This is a genomic window from Brevibacillus sp. NPDC003359, assembly GCF_042878995.1.
Taxonomy (GTDB): domain Bacteria; phylum Bacillota; class Bacilli; order Brevibacillales; family Brevibacillaceae; genus Brevibacillus.
Map to the genome: position 1 here is coordinate 62,989 of NZ_JBIAOR010000005.1, position 19,810 is coordinate 82,798.

At 44.3% G+C, this 19,810-nt stretch carries 21 protein-coding genes; 1 reads left to right on the top strand and 20 read right to left on the bottom strand.

Annotation, left to right across the window (positions count from 1 at the left end; all coding sequences use genetic code 11):
- Window positions 1–2: 2 nt before the first annotated feature.
- The 6 genes from neuC to ACFYU8_RS16050 form a co-directional block, all read right to left on the bottom strand.
- Window positions 3–1,175, bottom strand: a complete 1,173-nt coding sequence (gene neuC, locus ACFYU8_RS16025; protein ID WP_390300664.1) for a UDP-N-acetylglucosamine 2-epimerase — start codon at window positions 1,173–1,175, stop codon at window positions 3–5.
- Window positions 1,162–2,349, bottom strand: a complete 1,188-nt coding sequence (locus ACFYU8_RS16030; RefSeq protein WP_390300666.1) for a LegC family aminotransferase — start codon at window positions 2,347–2,349, stop codon at window positions 1,162–1,164. Before ACFYU8_RS16030 ends, neuC begins: the two co-directional genes overlap by 14 nt.
- The gene (locus tag ACFYU8_RS16035) at window positions 2,346–3,356 is read right to left on the bottom strand and encodes an NAD-dependent 4,6-dehydratase LegB (protein ID WP_390300668.1); all 1,011 of its coding nucleotides are present in this window, start codon (window positions 3,354–3,356) and stop codon (window positions 2,346–2,348) included. Before ACFYU8_RS16035 ends, ACFYU8_RS16030 begins: the two co-directional genes overlap by 4 nt.
- A gap of 25 nt (window positions 3,357–3,381) precedes the next feature.
- Complete coding sequence (locus tag ACFYU8_RS16040; protein WP_390300670.1) at window positions 3,382–5,244, bottom strand: motility associated factor glycosyltransferase family protein; 1,863 nt, start codon at window positions 5,242–5,244, stop codon at window positions 3,382–3,384.
- The gene (locus tag ACFYU8_RS16045; protein WP_390300672.1) at window positions 5,231–5,797 is read right to left on the bottom strand and encodes a hypothetical protein; all 567 of its coding nucleotides are present in this window, start codon (window positions 5,795–5,797) and stop codon (window positions 5,231–5,233) included. The genes ACFYU8_RS16040 and ACFYU8_RS16045 overlap by 14 nt, the downstream gene beginning before the upstream one ends.
- Before the next feature lie 131 nt (window positions 5,798–5,928).
- A complete protein-coding gene (locus ACFYU8_RS16050; protein ID WP_390300674.1) occupies window positions 5,929–6,747 on the bottom strand; it encodes a flagellin N-terminal helical domain-containing protein in 819 nt (272 codons plus the stop codon).
- Window positions 6,748–6,978: 231 nt separating this feature from the next.
- Between ACFYU8_RS16050 and fliB the strand changes: the two genes are divergently transcribed.
- The gene (gene fliB, locus ACFYU8_RS16055; protein ID WP_390300676.1) at window positions 6,979–8,223 is read left to right on the top strand and encodes a flagellin lysine-N-methylase; all 1,245 of its coding nucleotides are present in this window, start codon (window positions 6,979–6,981) and stop codon (window positions 8,221–8,223) included.
- A 74-nt stretch (window positions 8,224–8,297) separates the two neighbouring features.
- Here fliB and csrA read toward each other — a convergent pair whose 3' ends face one another.
- From csrA to ACFYU8_RS16125, 14 genes are all read right to left on the bottom strand, one after another.
- Window positions 8,298–8,543, bottom strand: coding sequence for a carbon storage regulator CsrA (gene csrA, locus ACFYU8_RS16060; RefSeq protein WP_390300678.1), 246 nt, complete (start codon window positions 8,541–8,543; stop codon window positions 8,298–8,300).
- An 11-nt stretch (window positions 8,544–8,554) separates the two neighbouring features.
- On the bottom strand, window positions 8,555–8,971 hold the full coding sequence (gene fliW, locus ACFYU8_RS16065) for a flagellar assembly protein FliW (protein WP_390300680.1): 417 nt from the start codon (window positions 8,969–8,971) through the stop codon (window positions 8,555–8,557).
- A gap of 13 nt (window positions 8,972–8,984) precedes the next feature.
- A complete protein-coding gene (locus tag ACFYU8_RS16070; RefSeq protein WP_390300682.1) occupies window positions 8,985–9,563 on the bottom strand; it encodes a DUF6470 family protein in 579 nt (192 codons plus the stop codon).
- Between the two features lie 23 nt (window positions 9,564–9,586).
- Entirely contained in the window at window positions 9,587–10,489 is a 903-nt protein-coding gene (gene flgL / locus ACFYU8_RS16075) for a flagellar hook-associated protein FlgL (RefSeq protein WP_390300684.1), read from the bottom strand.
- Window positions 10,490–10,505: 16 nt separating this feature from the next.
- Window positions 10,506–11,993: a flagellar hook-associated protein FlgK gene (gene flgK / locus ACFYU8_RS16080; RefSeq protein ID WP_390300686.1), complete on the bottom strand. Its 1,488-nt coding sequence runs from the start codon at window positions 11,991–11,993 to the stop codon at window positions 10,506–10,508.
- Between the two features lie 12 nt (window positions 11,994–12,005).
- Complete coding sequence (locus ACFYU8_RS16085; protein ID WP_390300688.1) at window positions 12,006–12,497, bottom strand: flagellar protein FlgN; 492 nt, start codon at window positions 12,495–12,497, stop codon at window positions 12,006–12,008.
- A 72-nt stretch (window positions 12,498–12,569) separates the two neighbouring features.
- Entirely contained in the window at window positions 12,570–12,845 is a 276-nt protein-coding gene (gene flgM, locus ACFYU8_RS16090) for a flagellar biosynthesis anti-sigma factor FlgM (protein WP_106838057.1), read from the bottom strand.
- A 110-nt stretch (window positions 12,846–12,955) separates the two neighbouring features.
- Window positions 12,956–13,384 carry a TIGR03826 family flagellar region protein gene (locus ACFYU8_RS16095; protein ID WP_390300690.1) on the bottom strand — a complete coding sequence of 143 codons (429 nt, stop codon included), beginning with the start codon at window positions 13,382–13,384 and terminating at the stop codon, window positions 12,956–12,958.
- Window positions 13,385–13,472: 88 nt separating this feature from the next.
- Entirely contained in the window at window positions 13,473–14,252 is a 780-nt protein-coding gene (locus ACFYU8_RS16100) for a ComF family protein (RefSeq protein ID WP_390300692.1), read from the bottom strand.
- Window positions 14,249–16,237 (bottom strand): ATP-dependent helicase ComFA, encoded by a 1,989-nt coding sequence (locus ACFYU8_RS16105; RefSeq protein ID WP_390300694.1) that lies wholly within the window; start codon window positions 16,235–16,237, stop codon window positions 14,249–14,251. The genes ACFYU8_RS16100 and ACFYU8_RS16105 overlap by 4 nt, the downstream gene beginning before the upstream one ends.
- A 149-nt stretch (window positions 16,238–16,386) precedes the next feature.
- Complete coding sequence (locus tag ACFYU8_RS16110; RefSeq protein ID WP_390301034.1) at window positions 16,387–16,752, bottom strand: glycosyltransferase family A protein; 366 nt, start codon at window positions 16,750–16,752, stop codon at window positions 16,387–16,389.
- A gap of 70 nt (window positions 16,753–16,822) precedes the next feature.
- Window positions 16,823–17,530 carry a response regulator gene (locus ACFYU8_RS16115; RefSeq protein WP_390300696.1) on the bottom strand — a complete coding sequence of 236 codons (708 nt, stop codon included), beginning with the start codon at window positions 17,528–17,530 and terminating at the stop codon, window positions 16,823–16,825.
- Window positions 17,531–17,563: 33 nt separating this feature from the next.
- Window positions 17,564–18,706, bottom strand: coding sequence for a sensor histidine kinase (locus ACFYU8_RS16120; protein ID WP_106654716.1), 1,143 nt, complete (start codon window positions 18,704–18,706; stop codon window positions 17,564–17,566).
- Window positions 18,703–19,719, bottom strand: coding sequence for a polysaccharide deacetylase family protein (locus ACFYU8_RS16125; RefSeq protein ID WP_390300698.1), 1,017 nt, complete (start codon window positions 19,717–19,719; stop codon window positions 18,703–18,705). The genes ACFYU8_RS16120 and ACFYU8_RS16125 overlap by 4 nt, the downstream gene beginning before the upstream one ends.
- Window positions 19,720–19,810: the final 91 nt, after the last annotated feature.

Here is a 19,810-nt window from a genome sequence, read left to right on the forward strand (position 1 = left end):
GACTACACCTCCAAAGAAAGATCATAAAATCCTTTATTTAGTAATGATGACAGATTTACTTCTTTAAGAAACCCCTTTATCTTGCCAGATACTTCTCCTTCTCCATAGGGGGAGTTCATAAATGTAATATCTCTTCTAAATTCTGGAGAGAGCGCCTGTTTTATCGCATCGCAAATCGATTCTTTTGTCTCCATACAATTAATAACGGAGGAAGCTTGTATTCTTCCCTTTTGCCGATCTCCCATATTGACGGTTGGTTTTTTAAAATACGGAACTTCAAGTATCCCGCTAGAGGAATTTCCAATTACTACATCAACATGTTGTATGGCACTTAAATACCGCAGTTGGCCAAGCGACACAAAGGCTTTGCATGTGGAAGGACGTCTCTCAACGTACTCATCGATCATTCTGGAAATAAGACGCCCCTCCATGTCTGCGTTTGGTTTTGTAAAAATACACGTCGCATTGGGAAACTCATCGAGCGCATGAAACAATTCATTCATCGCTTTCTGAGATTGGCCTTGGTTCAACGTTACGGGATGGTAGGTCAAAAGAAAACTTGGATCTCTTAATGAAAGCTGCATCGCTTCCTCGAAAGATTTGCGATCCCTCAAATTCGTCTTTCTAATATTATCCAGGCCAATTGCGCCGACGGTATATACGCGGTCAGGTTGCTCTCCCATTTGAATGACTCGACGTCTATATATTTCCGTTGAAACAAAGTGTAAATGAGACATCTTGGTCACGGAATGCCTGATTGCTTCGTCAATGACACCTTCTGTGGTTTCTCCACCATGTAAATGGGCAAGCGGAATACGAGCTACCATTGCTGCCTGAGCAGCAGCAAAAATTTCAAATCGATCTCCTAAAACAACAATGATATCCGGCTTGAGTCTCTCAAAAGCCCCTACAAAACCGATCACTCCCAATCCAACGGAGGTTGCAACCCCCACAGAAGTGTCACTTGAGAGAAGCATTTCTACTTTTTCATCTATAACAAAGCCATCTTGCTCAATCACCTTGTACGTAAGCCCAAATTCAGGAGACAAATGCATCCCCGTAGCAACTATTTGGAGATGTAGATCCGGGTCATCCTGAATCTCACGCATTAACCAATAGAGAAGGCCGTATTCCGCTCGTGTTCCAGTAACGACACATATTTTACGATTCGACATACGCTGCCCCCAAATTTGAGCTGCTTGGGATATTCACGATACTAGATTCCAAATTCAGAGCTACAGTCAGATCCATTCGAGGTGCCTGCTCATACATAGGAAGGCTGCTCAATAGACGCCATACTGGCCTCGTCATCAACCCATGCTCGTTAGTCAATCTCAAGATATCATCACGCAGATGGCTCCATTCCTGCTTCAAACGGATCGCATTGAGCCAATAGTTGCTGGTACCGAAGTTAGGCTCGGTTATAAAAGAAACTCCTTCCACATCGGAGAACCTATCTTGATAGACATGTGCCAAAGCTCTTTTTCGAGCTAGAAAAATAGGCAGTTGCTCTAGTTGAGCACACCCCAGAGCAGCATTGATATTTGGCATCCGATAATTATAACCAATCTGGTCGTGGACAAATTCCCATGCGTGTGGCTGTTTCGCAGTTGTTGTCAAGTGCTTGGCCAATTGCCCCAACGACTCATCATTTGTTATGATTGCTCCTCCGCCACCCGTTGTCATGATTTTATTCCCATTAAAACTTAGGGCAGAGACTCGCCCCCAATTACCGGTATGGCGTCCTTTATAATACGAGCCTAATGATTCAGCTGCATCCTCAACTAGTTCTAAATGATATCTCTGGCAAATGTCTACTAATTTATCCAAATCAACTGGATGCCCAAACGTATGCATAGGTACAACTGCTTTTATTCTTCGGCCAGTTTGCTGGTTATAGCATGCATGGTCACGAATGACTGCAATCTCCTGAAGGTACTCATCCAGCTTCACCGGGTCCAAGCCAAGTGTTTCTTCAGAGCTATCAACAAAGTGAGGAATGGCGCCACAGTAGGCAACAGCATTGGCCGTTGCAATAAAAGACAAGGCGGGAATTATTACCTCATCATCCTGCTCTACCCCTACGAGTTTTAGACATATGTGTAGGGCAGCCGTACCGTTAACAACAGCAACGGCACGCTTTGTACCCGTCAACTCCTTGAGCATCTCCTCGAATTTATCCACATATTTCCCAACTGACGAAACCCATCCTGTATCCAAACATTCTTTTACATAAGCCCATTCATTTCCTTGAAAATTCGGCTCATGCAAAGCAATAAAATCTTTGTCAGGAGAAATAACTTCGTTTAAGATTGATACGATTTTTTCAGCTGAGACTGTCGTCTTCATAGATTGTATATCCCCGCTTTGTACTGACTTAAATGAGACGGATTTAAAAACCATTCAATTGTTTCAGCCAGGCCTCTTTTAAATCCCTCTGTCCCACTATAAGCAGGTTCCCAGCCAAGTAATTCTTTTGCTTTCGAATTGTCCGCCCACAAACGCTCTACTTCACTTTTTTCTGGACGAAGGCGTTTGTCTTCTGTCACTATCTCAATGTCTTGTCCCATCAATTCAGCGATAAATTCAGCAGTTTGTCCAATCGACACCTCATAATTGCTGCCTATATTGATCACTTCACCAACAGAACGATCCGATTGCGCCATCGTTATGAAACCACTGACTGTATCTTTTACGTAATTAAAGTCCCGTGTTGGATGAAGGGAACCCAGTTTGATTGTCTTTTGCCCAGCTGCTATTTGGGTAATAATCGTAGGAATCACGGCACGAGCAGATTGTCTTGGACCATAGGTATTGAATGGACGAATGATCGAAACAGGAAGACCGAATGAACTATAGAACGACAAAGCCATCTGATCAGCACCTATTTTACTGGCTGAATATGGTGATTGTCCTTGAAGTGGATGCTCTTCCGTTATGGGAACGAACTTTGCTGTGCCGTATACTTCACTGGTAGAGGTATGAATAACTTTTTCAACCTCCAACTCTCTCGCAGCCTGCATGATATTTAAGGTACCTTTTATATTGGTATCTACATATGTATCAGGTGAATGGTAGGAGTATGGTATAGCGATCAGGGCAGCCAAATGCATAACGACATCGCAATTATCCATCGCTTTCTTAACACCGTGAGGATCGCGAATATCACCCGAGAAAATCTCTACTTGGGATACAATCTCCTGAGGAGAATGGTCCAACCATCCCCATGAGTTGAAAGAATTATAGTTGACAAACGCCCTCACATCGTGCCCTTCCTGAACAAGCCGCTCTGTTAAATGCGATCCGATAAATCCGTCAGAGCCTGTGACCAATATTTTCTTCCCTTTAAGGTTCATCACAACTACCACCATTCTTATAAAACTATTTTTTCTCAGCGAAGATGCGGTCACTTGTTTCTTTCAAAACTTCTTTCATAGCGGCAAGATCATCCAAGCAGCTTTCCATGTACTTCGCAAACTGATTCACAACTTTTTCTGCTTTATCAATAGGCTCCGTGTGATACCGTACTTCCTCGAACAACTTCATGACTATTGCGAATCCCAGACTGTTCATTCTTTGAATAACGAATATATTAAAGTGATTTTGCTGCAACCGATCAAATAGTTTATCAAATTTGTTAAATGCCTTTTCCAGCAATAGTACATTTTTCGTAGCAGTTAATGCTCTCATCTCATCCAATAGTTCTTCAAAACGTCTGAATATTTTCCCCAACTCTTGACATGACTCATTTAGATTGCGGTATTGCTGTTTAAGGTAGGTTTCATCAATATCAAGACTTTCCAGTTTATCTACCCATGCCTTATGAATGGCCCCATGTCCTCTCAATTTGTTGAAGATCAAGTCCTCGAGCGACATGAATGTAGTTCCATCAATGTGGGCTCCACCCTTTGTTGCGTTCCATATCGTAATTGGTTGAATAGAAGCAATAAACTCCTCCATCTCCAATCTCATTTCTGTATGGCCACGACTGCTCAATATCATGTTCCCGTAAACATCCTTAACTGAAGAAGCGGTCTCTTTTTGCTCTTCAGTCGTCTTCGAATCAATGTAGGAAATTCCGGAAGCATAATAATCTTCCCCTCGATATCCGAAATTTTGCCCCACCAGAATAATGGGTGAGCACCCAATCTGATGTAATACGCTCATCGCAATGCTCGAAATGGTCCTTAATCGTTCCGCTGTCAACAGTTGTTCTTCGCGTTTGGACTTTATTAACAAATCTACAATAGAGTCATGACGAACAAAAAAATGAATGAGTTTACCTGGATATTTTTCTACGGTCTCATAGCCAATCGTCGAACCAAAGATCAATGGGACGTCCGTAATGTTCGAATCAATGATTTTCTCAAAAACCTTGGCATTCATTACACTACCATCATAAGAAAAGGCTGCATCCGGATAAATTCCATTTGAAATTAGCGCGTTAATGGCAGAACCAACTGAAAATATGTAGGCTAAGCCCTCTTCCTTGATTTTTCTTAAATTTTCATATTCGTCATTTAAAGAAGGACCGGCTGCTACAATAATCGCAGGTTTATCTCTAAATAATTCATTATGTCCATGTAAAATGTTTGGCGCCTCTAACATGTAAGGGAGATTCTCGAGTCCATTGACCGCTTCCCTTTTTGAAAAAATCAAACGAGTGGAGATGATTTCTTTATTTTCATAAACGGACTCCCGAAATACTTCAACAAACTTTCGGGTCGATTCTGGATAAATTCGATCATAGCTATTCAGTATAACAATCTTAACTTCCTTATCCAAAAAATGAGTGAACTTGCGGAGATTTTCTTTCAAGTCATCACTAGTGGTTTCTGTCATCATATTTACTAATTGTTTGCCCGGTTGCCATTTGTTTAAATCGAAAACGGATAAAAACTTTGTGAGAATAGAATGATTTGGTTCATAAATCGAAAAGCTAAGGGAAGGGTGAAGCTTTACTAACTCTTGAATATGATAACCTAAGCCAACCCCATAAAACAAAACATGCTGACTGGGGTCAAGTTCCTGAATCGAACTGACAAATCTCTCCGCTTCCCCTAACGGATCATATTTACTGTGGATATAGTTCCACCCCGATTCAACATGGACTGCAACTGTACTTACCTGCTTCCTTGTCTCCTCAAGACGTACAAGTGAGTCATTGGCTTTTTTGTCGGTTATCTGCTGCCATACTTGGGGAAAGTACGTTTTCAGTAACTGTATATTTTCAGTTAATATCAAATGCCTTCCCTCCATCTATTGCCGATAATGTTTCGATTGCCTTTTCAAAACGAGGGATGATTTCAAATTGAATAATATCACCGATTTGACCAGCGTCTTGTTGAGATACGGCTAGCTCAAGATTACGAATCTCTTCCCGGCAGTCCAAAAATGCCTTGCTATCTGTATATTCGGCCACCTTACTAATCCATTCCATACTCTCAATCAATTTACCAAAATCCTTCCATGCACTTTCGGAAGGACCGTCATAAAAATCTTGATAAAGAGTCTCTACTAACGGCAAGGAGTTTTGCAAATACTCTTCTACAGAATGCAATGTCTCCCGTCTCCATTGTTCCTGTGTCAGGAGAAACGCTACAATTGTTTCGATAGTTTCTCCTCTATCTGCAACGAGTTGAGCTAAATCATCATAAAATTCTTCTCCATTGACCTCAAATCCGCAAAACACCAGCGAATGATCTCTAAGCGCTTGATCAACAATATTTAAAATCGTTTCAATCATTACAGAATTATTTTCTATGATATATTCTTGTCCAGCCGCAATCAGTTTCATGATTTGCACCTCCGTATTGTTCATTACTAGTATCGGCTAATCAATTTCCCCCGTTTATATGATAAACATGGAAATTAAAAAAAGCATGGGCATCCTTACGGATTTCCATGCTTTTTTTATTCAATCTTTGATTAACGGAGAAGTTGCAGAACGCCTTGTGGCAATTGGTTAGCTTGAGCCAGCATAGCTTGGGAAGCTTGAGTCAAGATATTGTTCTTCGTGAACGCCATTTGCTCTTTCGCCATATCTACATCGCGGATACGGGACTCAGCCGCAGTCAGGTTTTCAGAAGTAACGTTCAGGTTGTTGATAGTGTTTTCCAAACGGTTTTGGTTAGCACCCAAGTAAGAACGAGCAGCAGATACTTTGTTAATTACTGCGTCAATGCTACCCAGTACAGTAGAAGCTTTAGCTGCAGTGTCCAGTCCCCATGCCTTAATAGCAGTATCAACTGCACCAATAGAGAATTTATCTTTTGCCAAAGTCAATTTTTGACCTGCTTCTTGACCGATTTGGATATCAACAGATTTAGAACCATTCAACAAAGTAATTCCGTTGAACTTGGTGTTGTCTTTAATGTTAGTAACCTCTTTGGTCAGTTCTTTCAACTCTTCATCCAGACGAGCACGGTCAGCACCGTCATCGTAAGTTCCGTTAGCGGATTGTGTAGCCAGTTCTTTGATACGAACGAGCATGTTGTTCACAGTTTGCAGTGCACCCTCAGCTACTTGGATCAGGGAAATACCGTCTTGGGAGTTACGGGAAGCTTGCTCCATACCACGGATTTGTGCACGCATACGCTCAGAGATGGAGAGACCAGCAGCATCGTCAGCAGCACGGTTGATACGGTAGCCAGAAGACAATTTCTCAACGTTTTTAGACAGGTTGCCACCGTTTACACCCAGTTGACGGTGAGTATTCATAGCAGACATATTGTGTTGGATAATCATGTACAATTCCTCCTTGAGTTTGACAGTCACGTCCCTGTGACTGTTGGTTAATAGGTAGGGCTTACTGCAACCGCGCGCTTGCAGCTTGCCCTTACAATATTTATATCGGAAGTATCCTTGATTCGTTTTAGTACTTTTTACTCTCTTTTTTAGTTTTTTTCTCGAAATCTTATGAACATAACTAGAAATACCGATTTATATAAAAGCAGCGAATAAAAGGAGGACTCCAACATGCCTCAATCCAACTCAATTATCCTCATCCCTTCCTATATGGATCAGTTTCAATGCATTGGTTCTTCCTGCGAAGATACCTGTTGCGCTGGATGGAGCGTAACCATAGACAAAGCAACCTACAAAAAATATAAAAAAGTAAAAGATCCTGCTCTCGCAAAAAAGTTAGATAAAGTTGTAACAAGAAACAAGAAAGATTCAACAGATAACAACTATGCATTAATGACGATGACTGAGTGTGAAAGCTGTCCTATGCTCTCGGTTGAGAACCTTTGCGAGATCCAGTTAAGAATAGGCGAAGATTACCTCTCAACAACGTGCGCTTCATACCCTCGTGTAACAAATACAGTAAACCGCAACTATGAAATGTCAGCGAACTTATCCTGTCCTGAGGCAGCAAGACTGGCTTTACTTAACCCAAATCCAATGGAATTTTTCGAAGTAAAGCTGGAAAAAAAACATAAAAATCAGTTCTTTGCACAGCTAGAACCTAATAACTATACCAATAAACAAATAATATCTTACTTTTGGGACTTGCGTATTTTTTCTATTGGTCTCATACAAAACCGAAATTACGATATCACGGATAGGCTTTTAATTATGGGGTTGTTTTATCAAAATTTACAGGACCTCGTTTCAGCTGGAAATATAGCCGAAACCCCTCAGTTGATCGAAAACTACAGAAAGCTTATTGAAGCAGGCACATTACGGCAATCCCTAGCTCAAATTCCTATTGAGGTATCTGCACAAATTCGATTATTAAAAGAACTAATCGATGTTCGTATTAATGTAGGAGGAACTAACAGTCGCTATCTTAACAGCTTTGAAACATTCTTGGCAGGAATAAATTATACGGATACGGATGACATTGAAACAATTGCCTCACGATATCAACATGCTCACGATATGTACTATAAGCCTTTCATGGAAGATCATTTTTACATTCTAGAAAACTATCTAGTTAATCAAATGTATAAAAACCTCTTCCCCTTCTACGGAAACAGCTTAAGCCTCATGGATAATTATGTTATCCTAGCTCTTCATTACAGTTTGATCAAGATGCATTTGATCGGGATCGCTGGCTTCCACAAATCCGATTTAAATTTGAATCATATACTTACGTTGATTCAATCTTTAGCAAAAACAAACGAGCATAACCCAAGGTATCTTCAATTCGCCTTCGATTATCTAAAGAAAAAGGAATTCACGTCCATCGCCGGGATGGCGATATTCCTAAAAAACTAGAAAAAAAGAGTTGTCGAAAACACATTCGACAACTCTTTTTGCAAATAATCTTGTCACTCTAATCGTGTTATAACTTATTTATCACTTTCATGATGATTGTTTTGAAAAAACTGCTTCACCGCTACCCAATCTCTCTGATTCTGCGTCGCCAGTCGATTTTCTTCCTGAATCGCATCAAAAATTTCTTTCCGATACACTTCCAAATTACGCGGTGCATCGATGCCTATTTTAACCTGATCTCCATCAACTGATATAACCTTGATTTCGATGGTGTCTCCTATCATGATCGATTCGTTTTTCTTTCGAGAAAGGACCAGCATATAAACACCACCTACTTTTGATCGACAGCTTGTTGTTTAAACAACGGCTGACGAATGGAATATGTATCTTCCTGCAGAATCACTTGTCTGCCCATACGATTGCTCAGATTCACCACGATCGGGGCCTTTAGGTTCACTGTTGCCTCATTGTTTCCACGAAGCGTAACAATGGAGAACACCCCTAACTGGGATTCTTCGTCTACATGCAGGACATTTTTGGCTACATCTGAAAGCTCAAATTTGTACTCGGGGAAAAAGGAAAAAGGATCAATTACCCAAAAGCCTACTTCCTTCTCTTCCGTAGACTGAATGATAAAAAAAGGACTTTCCTCTTCCTGTAACAATTGAAAAAATTGCAAATGGGAGAACCCAGGAATGCCATCCTCGAAAAATAGCTTGCCCATTTCAACCTCTTGCTTTGCGTTCATGTTTTCCCCTCACTCACATCGTTTGATCCAGTTGACCGCCAACCACATCTATTTTCAGACTATTATATTGTATCATATACGGCTCTACCTTGCCCGGCGTATAGGACAACTCAGGTGATCGTAATACTGGATCCATAGTCATCCCGTTATGCTGTACATTTATAACAACCGGTTTGAATTCCGCGCTTATATTTACACCATCATCTGTCGAGGCCGCTGGGGGAGCATATCCTCCCTCCAGCACACGCAATCCTTTTTCTTGGCCAATTGCAGCAATTGCGTTTTCCTTCGTATAAATCCGCATGAGACGATCGCCCTCTTGACTTTTCTCTGCGATCGCCTGCATAGCCTTCTGTTTGCCATAAGCAGCACTACTATCACTAAACTGCATCGAAGTCATAATGCCAATATTAGCACGGGCCTGACTAGAATCGATCTGCAATTTCGTACGGGCTTGTTCTATGGAAAGAGTAGCAGGAGTCTGTCGCAAATTCATTTCTGCTTTTGGCTGCTTGATTTCTTGAACAGGCTTATTTATGTTTAATCCTAGTTGAGCAAACGTGCTTTCCATTCGGATTTTGGGAATTTGCATCGGCTATTCACCCTCATCTTTCCCTAGCGAAGGAAATCCAACAAAGTTGGCTGAATAATACGGGCACCAGAACCTAAAGCTGCATTGTGAACACTTTCCTGTGTTTTTAATTCTGTCATGACTTTCGCCATATCCGCATCTTCATTTTTTGACATCAGGCCGGTAATATTTACGTCCTGACTTTTTAAACGTTCCTCAATAAGCTCGACACGGTTTACACTTGCCCCAAGAGAAGCCCGCTCGGCCAATAATTTATCAAACTGCTGATCAATTCCCGTGATAAATTGCGAGGCACTTCTACCATTGCTTAACTCAGTAATAATATTATCTAACACCTTAAACATATTGTTCGCATTGTCAGGATGGTTAAATAAGTTTTGTGCGTTAATGTTTGAAGTTACAAAAACATTCTGGCTCACTTCCAAATTAATTGGAGAGCTGTTTGTACTGACGAAGTCACCTTTTCCCCCATTTGCAGTGGGATCATAAGGAGCTATGTTTGTATCTGTACCAGCAAAGATATACTTACCATTAATTTGCTGATTGGCTAGTGTACCTAAGTGAGTTTTCAATTCCTTAACTTCTGAAGCCATTGTGTTCAGGTCAGCGGGTGAAATGGCACCATCACCGGAATAAACAAGAAGCTCTTTGATCCGCTTCATAACGTTTCCGACTTCATCCATCGTACTATCTGTCATATCCATCCAGGATTGTGCTTCGTCAACGTTTCTTATATACTGATCATTCTCCATCAACGAGGAACGATAAAACATCCCCCGTGCTGCCACTACCGGATCATCAGATGGTTTGGCAATTTTGCTTCCAGATGAAAGCTGGTGCTGCAGATTATCCATAGTGCGCATGGAATTATGCAAATTCCGTAGCATATTACTATTTAACATGTTCTGCGTTACACGTACCGCCATGATTGAATCCCTCCTACTAGAGGCCCACTCGGCCCATACCGTTGATGACTTTATCTAAAATCTCGTCCATGCTTGTCATGACGCGTGCAGATGCACTGTACGCATGTTGGTATTTCACCATTTCCGCCATTTCATCGTCGATGGATACACCTGATACAGATTGTCGCTGGTTATCTACAGTACCGACAAGCATTTCGGAGTTAAGTCGGTTACGTTCAGCTTCTTGAGCATCCACGCCCAACTGACTGATCGTATAGCGATAGTAGTTATCCAAAGTTGAACTCTCCGCTAAATCATTTGGGCCAGCACCTGCTTGGAGCACTTTGAATTTAATAGAAGCAATAGCTAATGCATTCTCATTATTTCCTACTGGAGTACTTCCAGTTTCAGGTTTTGCCACAGCAATCGCATCCAAGCTCTTCATAATTTCCGGATTTATGACAATCCCAGATGCGCTTGTTGGATAATTTTTGGATGCTGGATTAGCAGCCAGTGAATTCGCATCTACAAAGAATGGAAGATCCTGTACAGTCCCATTGTTAATATCACTCAAGCTTCGTCCTGCCCGATGCAGATCGTTAATTTCCTTCGTCAGATTCACAGCCAAAACATCCAGGCGTTTCAGCATATTCGGCACGATCTGATCACGAGATTGGAGGGTTCCTGCCATGTAGCCGGTTGTCGGCACAAACGCCGCTCCGCCCAGCGTCATGTCACTCATGCCCGTAGCTGGGTTTTGTACAGTAGCTACTGGTTGAGAAGTAATCCCTGTAACAAAATCTCGACCTTCAATCGTAACATTGACCATTCCCGCTGTCGATTGCGACGCACGAATCTCAACCAGCTTAGAGAGCTTGTCCAAAAGCACGTCACGTTGGTCATACAAGTCGTTTGGCTCATACCCATGTGGTACAACGTTTGCAATCTGATTGTTCAAACTGGCAATCTGTTGGCCCAAGGAGTTGATCTCCATCGCTTTTACATTTACCACGTTGTTAAGATCAGTTCGTACTTCCTTTATATGATTGGTTAGCGTATTAAACGTATCCGCTACTGCCTTGCTTCGTTCCCGAACAACTGCGCGAGCCGATGTATCCGTCGGGTCTTTGGCCAAGTCTTGCCATGCTTGCCACATCTGGTCCATAACCTTTTGCAAGCCAGTATCGGAAGGTTCATTCATGATCCCTTCTAATTTCTCCAACGTTTCCAAACGACCATCCCAGTAGCCTTGGCGCTTGTATTCGTTCCGATACTGAATATCCAAAAACTCTTCCCGCAACCGCTGAATACTAGTCGCTTGCACACCCGTTCCAAGCAACCCCGGCTCAATACTCGCTTGCATCCCCACATAAGGCAAACCATTCGTAGCCTGCATATTCACGCGCTGGCGACTGTACCCTTCCGTATTCGCATTGGAGATATTATGTCCCGTTGTATTTAGCGCGGACTGTTGAGCGAACAGACCGCGTTTGCTGACTTCAATTCCATGAAAAGTAGAGCGCATTTCGACACCTCTTTACGCTTTTTTGTTGAAAAAAGTTCGATTAGCCTGACGATACGTATCCGAGGTCGGCTTTCCGTAGATGAAGTCGTCCTCGGGTGTATCCGTGATCAGATCGAGCGTCATGTTTACAAAAGAAAGGGATTGCTCCAGTAACTGCTGATTCAGGTCGTTAGCATCGCGCAGTTCGGTCACAATCCGGCTTAGCTCATTACGACAGGAAGTGAGTCGCATCTTCTCTTCCGCACTGGTCGTCAACTTGATCAATTCAGCCAGTGTGCCTTCTTGCAGCGCAAAGCCCTTCTGTGCTGTCAGTTCTTTTACTACTTGCTGGCGGGCTGCTTCAGCTTCTGTGACGCCCTTGATCAGTTTTTGCTCCTGGCGTGTAATGGCTACCAGTTCATCCACACTCCCTTTTACCAGCACTTCTTTCTTCTGCGAGGCTAAGGTGTACAAGGCTTTGTGCAACTGGATCAAGTTGTCGAGCAGATCGTAGAGTCTATTCATTCCTTGCTTCTCCTCATCTTCCATCGAAAACTATTCAAAGAGGCTGTTTAATAAGCCATCTTTCGATCTGTATTACAGCTTTTTCCAAAAGGACAGGAGCTTATCAGCGATCCGCTCACTTGAGACGTGATATTTTCCTTCTTCCACTTGTTTCTTCAACTGCTCCACTTTTTCCCGACGTTGTGGAGAGTTGACATCTTCTACTTGCCTTTGCATTTCCAACGCTTCTGTGGAAATGTTCACTTCATCCTTGCCCATCGGGATTTTGCCGCTTTTGCCTACTTGGTTATTGCCTGTCTTGTTGTAAGCATTGATCATCCCGACACGGTTAGGTTCATTAATCCGCATCTGATTACCATCCTCTCATACCACCGGGTTTTTCATAGAAAAAACCGATGACACCTCTTAGTAGTATCATCGGCAATTTCATGATGTACGATTAGTTTTTTTGCACAAAACTATTCGTCACTATTCTGCTTTCTTCGATAAGCTGCCTTAGCCAGATCGGCGCGTTGGAACTCCTCCAATCGCTGCTCTACCTCGGTTTGTTGCGTGATTTCATGCTTCAAGCCTTTTAGACAAGATTCGCAAATGTTGCCTGCTCGAATCAAAAAACCGCAGCGCTCACATGGATAACCAAGATTTGGACTTCCGGCAACCGAAATGCGCCCTTCCTTGATAAACTTCGTGATTTGCCTCACGCTTACACCAGTAGCTTCGCTCACTTGATGAATATTCGTTCCGCGATTTTCACGCTTGCGTAAAAACTGGGCGCATGCCTCATATTCTTGTTCCACTTCTTTAATGCATTTGGGGCAAATGTCACGGACTGCTTGTACAAATACAGCATCACACCGCGAGCAGTTTGCCAACTTGCCCATAGACATATCGGACAACCCCTTTTCCGTTCAGAAAGTTCATACGGTTCCCACATCCGTTATATGCCTACATCATAGCTTAATTTTTCCGAACTGGCTATCGGTATATTGTCAAGGAATATATTTCACAGCCTTGCCCCAGATGTTCTCTGATTATCCTCGCACAAGAGCGCAGCGTCGAACCAGTCGTATAAATATCATCAATGAGCAAGATTTTAGAGGCACACGGCATGGTCTTGCCATCCCATGCAAATGCTTCACGCATGCTTTCTTGACGGGATACACGCCCTTTCTGCTTGCTTAACTTCGGCGTGTCCTTCGTTCGAAGAAGCAACGGTCTCACCGAAATTTTGGTTGCTGCTCCTAAATGGCGAGCCAGTAAATCAACCTGATTGAAGCCGCGTTCACGCAGCCGTTGTGGATGTAAGGGTACAGTCGTGATGCAGGTAATCCCGATAGACCTGTAAAAACGTTGAACCGTAATCGCGAGAAGCGTTCCGTAGTAGGAAGCTAACCGCTCGTCACCACGGTACTTGAACAACCCTAGCAAATCCTTCTCTCCCTCTTCATAGCGAAGCAAACTCCGATTTGCCACCAAAATCTGTCCATCTTCTCTATGAACACAATCCCTGCATAGCCCTTCGTTGCCGATACAAGTCTGATACTCCATATCCCGCCCGCACCGCTGGCAAATATCATGCCCAATCAACGGCAAAGCATCAAGGCAGACTCCACACAACACAATCCCTTTTAACATCCGGTAGATGACCGGATAGCTAGTCTGATCTGATAGCTGTCGCGCTTTTTCACGAACTGCCGTTTCCTTTTGGAGAGCAGCGATACGCCCACCACAACGGACACACGTCCCACCGATCATGAAAGGCCTCTTTTTTCTGAGAGCCTTTGAGCTAAGTTGTTCATCTGTGAAATCTGTCTGACGGCCCGCTTCGGAGACGTAGCGCGTTCTGCTTGCAAAAATAGAACGCTACCTGTCGTATCATCAACAGACCTTCCTACTCGGCCTGCTATCTGTACTAATGACGCCTCGTCAAATACAGGTGCCTCCGCACCTACCACTACTACGTCACTCTTTGGTATGGTCACACCCCGCTCCAGAATCGTTGTCGTCACCATGACTGTATAACGTTTTTCTCGAAATGCGAGGACCTTCTCCTCCCGCATAGGGTCTGCCGCGTGGACACCAGCCATCTCCCCTGCGCGAGCAGGAAGCCACTTTTGGAGGTACGATAGCACCCTGTCAATTTCATCAACGCGCGGGACAAACACAAAAACTTGCCGGTCTTCATTCAGAGAGGTACTCACCGCTTCTATAAACGGTGCCACGACACGATTCTTCTGAACGCGCTTATGTAAGCCTTGTACGGTGAGAATCTTGGGAACAGGAAGCGCAGCACCATGATAGCGCCCAGGCAACAGAACATGCCTATCAGAGAATAGCGGTATCACGCCAGACGAGCCTACGGTTGGGCGTCCTTTTCTAACGAGCCGCTTTTGCAAATATCCCGGAGGTGTCGCGCTTAAATAGAGGAGCTTCCCATCCTTTTTCACCGCTCTGGATAAAGCGCGATACAAAATCGGATCATTATGATAAGGGAAAGCATCGGCCTCATCGAGAACCACCAGCAAAAATCGCCTATGGTAGCGCATGACCTGATGCGTGGTTGCAATCGTGATGTCACTCTCTTCCCACTTCTCCGAGCTCGAACCGTGGACGGCAATCACTTTAGCCCCAGGAAAGACTCGCTGAATACGCGGAGCCAGCTCCAACACGACATCTTTTCGAGGGGTCGCAATCAAAACGCGACCGCCAGCAGCGAGTGCCTCTGTAACAGAAGGGAATAACAACTCCGTTTTACCCGCTCCACAAACTGCCCAGATCAAAAACTCCGTGAGCCCTAGTCTCGGATTGGCTACAAAGCAACGCGCTCGTTCAGCTGCCCGCGATTGATCTGCCGAATACTGCCCCGCCCACTCCAATCTCGCCACGTTCTGCAAGTGGTCTGCGCTACAGATAAGGGATGCCCCTGCGTCCATTAAAAAATACGGCGTGCAACATTTACTCCTCCCCATCCCTAAACAAGCTGTACAATAAGCGCAGCCTTGCTCACACGTATGACAATAAGTAAACTCCACCTTCACTCCTGCACTTCCGCAGCGTTCACAGACCAACTCCAGCCGCTTGCGCCACCATCCTTTCGTAACCGCAAGACGAATGCCAGGTCGCCATTCCGCTTTGTTTGCAAGCACGAATGAATGCAAAATGGCAGACAAATCCTGCACGTCTACCCCTCGCTTTTTCAGCAAAGTCTCTATTTCGTCCCAAAGGAGCGCACGCCCGTCCAAAATCTCGCTTAAAGCAGCTTCTTGTGGTTTTTCGTGAGATGAGTTCCTTCGAAGAAGTTCGCGACCACCCAAAGAGCCCAATCCAGTTTCTCGAAATTCCCATACCTCTTTACTACCTCGATACGAAACTTCCACACTCTCCTCGACTGGCTCCCAAGAAAACCACCCCTGCTCCCGGCGGTCCTGTACGTTCACTGCTTCCCGTCCATATAAGCTGCTCACTTCGCACACACTACTTACCGCCAGTGCTCTCAACTCTTTTACATATCCATCAGTCAGCTTCCGTTCTTTACCGACTTGTTCCATCAAATACCCGTTCACCTTCGCACGCAAGGAAAAAGCCAGAGCAAGCGACGACGTTTTCCCGATGACATGTAGGACACATCCTTCTCGCTCCTGCCAAAAAGATCGATCTACAGAAAAGCTCGGCGTAACATAAGTCTGCACCTGTGGTATTGATCCGCCGCAAGCCTTGATATATAGCAAATACTCACGCATACGCTCACTCCTCTGCCTTCTTGCCCTTAGTGTGCAAAAAGACAGACAGGTCCGGCAAATAAATTTCGAAACCCGAATCAGGCCGCAGAAAAATAAAAAAGCCGCCGATCTATTGTCGACAGCTCGCAAGATTTACCCTGAACAAACTTTTAGGCTCCCTCTTTTTTCTCCCGCAGATCAATGACGATGGTTCCAGCCATCATTTCCTCCTGTACGTCACCCAAACAATGGCTGTACGGATAACGATTCAAGACGGCTGTCATCTGTTTTGTATCATCGTCAGATCCATCATCTATCAAGGTAATTCGGATAGGTCTGCCACTCCAATACGAACGAAACAGCAGACTCCTCACTACACGTTCCAGCACCTGTTCCGAATTGCGCACCAGTAACCGATAATGCTCATGCGGGAGCTCGCTCGCGCTATCCGTTCGATTAGTCCAGCGCTCCGCGATCATTACCAGCAAAGAGGAGCAGCCAAATGCTGCCAAAAGCCATACAATCAGCTCTTCCATCACGGTCATACCTCCTCCTATACCAAGGTATGCCGCACGGCTTGAACAGAGTGCAAATAGGAAGCGCTTCCTACAGTTTCACCCAGCCGTTTTTAATGGAGATGACAACAGCCTGTGTCCGGTCTTGGACATTGAGCTTTTGCAAAATGCTACTAACGTGATTTTTAACCGTCTTTTCACTAATAAACAAGAATTCCCCGATGGCACGATTGCTTTTCCCTTCCGCCATCAGTTGCAATACTTCCCGCTCGCGACGGGTAAGCGATTCGATCACTTTTGGATCGATGGCTTGCGATTCATCTACGGAGAAGCTACGTTCTGCCGTCCCTTCCTGCTCGCTCAGACGACGGAATTCTTCAATCAGCTTGCCCGTCACCTTTGGATGTATGTATGCACCGCCGCACGCCACTACACGTACAGCGTCAACGAGGTCTGACGTTCCCATTTCCTTCAGCAAGTAGCCAGATGCTCCAGCGCGGAGGGTACGATACACATACCCCTCATCATCATGAATCGAGAGCATAATCACACGAGTAGAAGGGCTTACAGAAATCACATTTTCTGCAGCAGAGACGCCATTTATGTTTGGCATGTTAATATCCATCAACAAGACGTCCGGCTTGTGCTCTTCCGCCAATACAGTGGCTTCTCCTCCGTCCGCACCTTCCCCGACCACCTTGAAATCTTCTTCCATTTCCAATATCCGTTTTACGCCTTCGCGAAACAATTGATGGTCATCCACAATCACGATGCGGAGTTCTTGCTGTCTCTTATCCATGGTTCATCCCCCAGTACTTATTTACGTATCATGTCACAATTTTATCGGTATTTGGAATATGACCTTGGTTCCCTCTCCCGGAGCGGATTGCAGCTCGACACTGCCTTCTAAGAGCTGTACACGCTCACGCATTCCCAAGAGTCCAAAAGAGTTGCCATTCGCCATGCGTTTTTCCAGATCGAATCCGACCCCATCGTCTTTAACGACAAGACTTAACGAATCTTGTACAAATTCCAGCTTCACTTGAACCGTCGAAGCGCCTGCGTGCTTCTCCACATTGTTCAGACATTCCTGAACCAAACGGAAGATCGCAGCCTTTACTGAACTGCGCAAAGGAGGCTCCACACCAAATACTACCAGATCAATGGAAGACTGAATACGCTCTTCGCACGTTTGAATATATTTTTGCAAGGTAGGTACTAGCCCTAAGTCATCTAATGCCATTGGACGCAAATCAAAAATAATGCGTCGAACATCTGCCAAGCTCAAGCGTACCATTTCCTTCAGCTCGTGCAGTTCCATTTGCGCTTCCAAAATGCGCTCGTTCTTCAACATACGCTCTACAATTTCCGAGCGCAGCACGACATTCGCCATCGATTGAGCTGGACCGTCGTGAATCTCGCGTGCCACACGCTTGCGCTCTTCTTCTTGAGCCTGGATTACCTTTAGGCCCATCAGCTGATGCTGCTTAGCCGATTCCAGCGCCTCGCCTATCTTACTTAAGTCACCTGTTAAGTAACCAAGCACGACGCCCATTTGAGAAACCAACTTCTCCGCACGGACAATGGTTTCTTCCAAGGTACGCAGTTGACGCTCCAAATCATTTCTTCTGCGCTTCAAATTATTTTCTCGCTCGCGGTAAATGGACAGTTCTACCTGGATACGGCTCGCCTCTTCATAAGCAACCCGGATATCTTCCTCCGTGTACATATGAAAATTACGACTGACCAATACGAGCTTGTTGCGCGATTTGCGATACGCGAGTTCGAGCGCATCGACTTTTTGAATCACTTTGGAAATTTCTTGCCGAAGCTCATGTAAATCAAACTTCAACGAGTTGCCATGCTGTCTGGCGTTTTCAGCTATATCAAATATTTGGGTTTTACTCGTTTCTACAGTTTCAATCGTTCGCTTGATCACCCCGTCCAGCACGCTGATGTCTATCGCTTTGTTCATGATTGCTCTCCTTCAAACTCATTTTTAGCTTTCGTGAACAACTGTTGGAGGTGCTCTTCTTCTACATCTCGCAGTCCCATGTCATTGCGTGGAATGGCAAACGGATCTGTTCCTTGTTTTACGAATCCACGATTGGATGTAAATACATAGCGGTAGCCAGCTTGACGAGCTGTCTCCAGTACGATTGGACTTGTGAAGCCAAACGGCAACGAGATAGCCTCGACCTCTTGTTTCATCCATTCGCTTAAACCGACGCGAGATATACTGAAATCCACATAGAGGCGGTCCTTGTACTCTTTCTCGTCCTCTAAACGCTGCAAGTCCTTCAAATAGACCGGAGCTGTCTCTGGGCCAAGATCGCCCCACTCATTTCGTTCTTCCTCTTCATGCAGACTATACGTGTGGGACCCGATCGTAACCAGTCCCGTATGAATCATTTCGTTAACCTGTTGACGCGTAAGTGGTGGCGTCATATTCTCCCGTTTTCGGTCAGCTACATCTCTTAAGCGCCCCGCAATCGCGAAGTTCACCGAAGGGTAGCCGTATGTACGTAAGATCGGAAATGCTTCTGTGTAGTAACTCTCATACCCATCGTCAAACGTAATCAAAACAGCATTCTCAGTCGGTAAGGTACCCGTCTCCATAAATCGAAGGAACTCCTCCAACGAAATCGGATTCAGGTCGTTATCATGCAAAAATTTCATATGTCGGGCAAATTGATCAGGAGCTATGACATACCGCTGATTCGATTGATCCGTGACATGATGGTATGTCAAAACCACAACCTGATTGTTATACCACTTTTTCGTTTGAACCGCTGCTTCTTCAGTTGGTGTGACGTTTGGCTCAGCATTTTTTGTCTCACTTATGCTTATAGACGTATCTACTTGGGGAAAAGGTTGCACTTCTTGTTTATTCTTTTTTTCCAGAAAAGATTCGCCTAACAACCCAATAGCCACTGCAAAAAACAAAAAAGTAAGAAACACGATCAGGAAGAGCCTTCTGTTCGGCAAAAAAACCCCTCCTCTACTTCCTCACTAGGAGATTCGACACAGTCCTACAAATTCCTGTGCAACAATTGACCCAATAATTGGATGACTTTGC

Coding starts and splice junctions, on each gene's coding strand:
- ACFYU8_RS16115 (WP_390300696.1), bottom strand. CDS start 17,530: ATGGATAAGAGACAGCAAGAACTCCGCATCGTGATTGTGGATGACCAT.
- neuC (WP_390300664.1), bottom strand. CDS start 1,175: ATGTCGAATCGTAAAATATGTGTCGTTACTGGAACACGAGCGGAATAC.
- ACFYU8_RS16100 (WP_390300692.1), bottom strand. CDS start 14,252: ATGATCGGTGGGACGTGTGTCCGTTGTGGTGGGCGTATCGCTGCTCTC.
- ACFYU8_RS16045 (WP_390300672.1), bottom strand. CDS start 5,797: ATGAAACTGATTGCGGCTGGACAAGAATATATCATAGAAAATAATTCT.
- ACFYU8_RS16095 (WP_390300690.1), bottom strand. CDS start 13,384: ATGTCTATGGGCAAGTTGGCAAACTGCTCGCGGTGTGATGCTGTATTT.
- flgK (WP_390300686.1), bottom strand. CDS start 11,993: ATGCGCTCTACTTTTCATGGAATTGAAGTCAGCAAACGCGGTCTGTTC.
- ACFYU8_RS16070 (WP_390300682.1), bottom strand. CDS start 9,563: ATGCAAATTCCCAAAATCCGAATGGAAAGCACGTTTGCTCAACTAGGA.
- ACFYU8_RS16110 (WP_390301034.1), bottom strand. CDS start 16,752: ATGGAAGAGCTGATTGTATGGCTTTTGGCAGCATTTGGCTGCTCCTCT.
- fliW (WP_390300680.1), bottom strand. CDS start 8,971: ATGAACGCAAAGCAAGAGGTTGAAATGGGCAAGCTATTTTTCGAGGAT.
- ACFYU8_RS16050 (WP_390300674.1), bottom strand. CDS start 6,747: ATGATTATCCAACACAATATGTCTGCTATGAATACTCACCGTCAACTG.
- ACFYU8_RS16030 (WP_390300666.1), bottom strand. CDS start 2,349: ATGAAGACGACAGTCTCAGCTGAAAAAATCGTATCAATCTTAAACGAA.
- fliB (WP_390300676.1), top strand. CDS start 6,979: ATGCCTCAATCCAACTCAATTATCCTCATCCCTTCCTATATGGATCAG.
- csrA (WP_390300678.1), bottom strand. CDS start 8,543: ATGCTGGTCCTTTCTCGAAAGAAAAACGAATCGATCATGATAGGAGAC.
- ACFYU8_RS16120 (WP_106654716.1), bottom strand. CDS start 18,706: ATGAACAAAGCGATAGACATCAGCGTGCTGGACGGGGTGATCAAGCGA.
- flgM (WP_106838057.1), bottom strand. CDS start 12,845: ATGCGGATTAATGAACCTAACCGTGTCGGGATGATCAATGCTTACAAC.
- flgL (WP_390300684.1), bottom strand. CDS start 10,489: ATGGCGGTACGTGTAACGCAGAACATGTTAAATAGTAATATGCTACGG.
- ACFYU8_RS16035 (WP_390300668.1), bottom strand. CDS start 3,356: ATGAACCTTAAAGGGAAGAAAATATTGGTCACAGGCTCTGACGGATTT.
- ACFYU8_RS16085 (WP_390300688.1), bottom strand. CDS start 12,497: ATGAATAGACTCTACGATCTGCTCGACAACTTGATCCAGTTGCACAAA.
- ACFYU8_RS16105 (WP_390300694.1), bottom strand. CDS start 16,237: ATGCGTGAGTATTTGCTATATATCAAGGCTTGCGGCGGATCAATACCA.